Origin of the sequence: Sphingomonas sp. Leaf257 (assembly GCF_001422185.1) — a bacterium.
Classification (GTDB): domain Bacteria; phylum Pseudomonadota; class Alphaproteobacteria; order Sphingomonadales; family Sphingomonadaceae; genus Sphingomonas; species Sphingomonas yabuuchiae.
The window spans coordinates 1-1,151 of the sequence record NZ_LMMH01000031.1; the positions used below are offsets into that span (position 1 = coordinate 1).

Genomic DNA, 1,151 nt, shown 5'->3' on the forward strand with positions numbered 1-1,151 from the left:
CGTCGTGACCGACACCGCCAAGTCGCGCGGTTTCCCCACCCCGCTGGGCTGGACCAATGACGGCGCGCGCGCGACGATCAACGTGGCGGCGGGRACCCAGCTGTTCGAGGACCGGCTGTCGGTGTCGGGCTATTTCAGCTATCGCCAGACCGACAAYCTGCCGTACAATTCGCGTTCGACCCAGTCCTGYCACCTGTTGCAGGCGGGCATCGACGGCGCGCTGAGCTGTGACACCACGCTCTATTCGCGTTACGGCTATATCTACAATCTGAACAACCGCGTGGCGCAGATCAATGCCAGCGACGGCAGCCGCGTCTTCCGCCCCTATCGCAACACCCAGNTCTATTCGCGTTACGGCTATATCTACAATCTGAACAACCGCGTGGCGCAGATCAATGCCAGCGACGGCAGCCGCGTCTTCCGCCCCTATCGCAACACCCAGGATGCGACCACCGACCGCCAGAACCGCATGGACGACAGCTATCAGATGCTGCGCGCCAATGAGCGGTACAATGCGGGCGGCTTCCTGTCGTTCAAGGCGGCCGATTGGCTCAACGCGCGCAGCCAGCNACCACCGACCGCCAGAACCGCATGGACGACAGCTATCAGATGCTGCGCGCCAATGAGCGGTACAATGCGGGCGGCTTCCTGTCGTTCAAGGCGGCCGAYTGGGCCGAATTCTACGGCAGCTACATGTTCACCCGCAACACCAGCCAGGGGACGTACCTGCCCGCCACGATCGGCGAGCAGACCAACGGCGCGGGCGGGTATCAGCTGAACTGCAACAACCCGCTGATGTCGGCGCAGCAGGCGCAGGTGCTGTGCGGCGCGCTGGCGGGTACGGCCGCGACCGTGCCGATCGACTTCGGCTATCGGTTCCAGCAATATCCGACGCGCACGATCGACTATGAGCAGGTCTATCACCGTGCCACTCTGGGCATACGCGGCGATTTCGCCTCGGCCTGGCATTATGATGTCGGGGGCGTCTGGGCCAACAACCTGACCAAGAGCGCGATCAACCGCAACTGGGCACCGTCGGGCCAGAATATCGCCCGCGCGCTGAACGTCGTGAACGTCAACGGCGTGCCGACCTGCGTGGCCAAGATCAACGGCACCGACCCGAACTGCGTGCCGCTCGATATCTTCCGCGG

General features: G+C 63.8%; 1 pseudogene. It reads left to right on the top strand.

Annotation, left to right across the window (positions count from 1 at the left end):
* Positions 1–340, top strand: a pseudogene (locus tag ASF14_RS22330) (TonB-dependent receptor domain-containing protein); the annotation flags it as partial.
* Positions 341–1,151 lie beyond the last annotated feature (811 nt).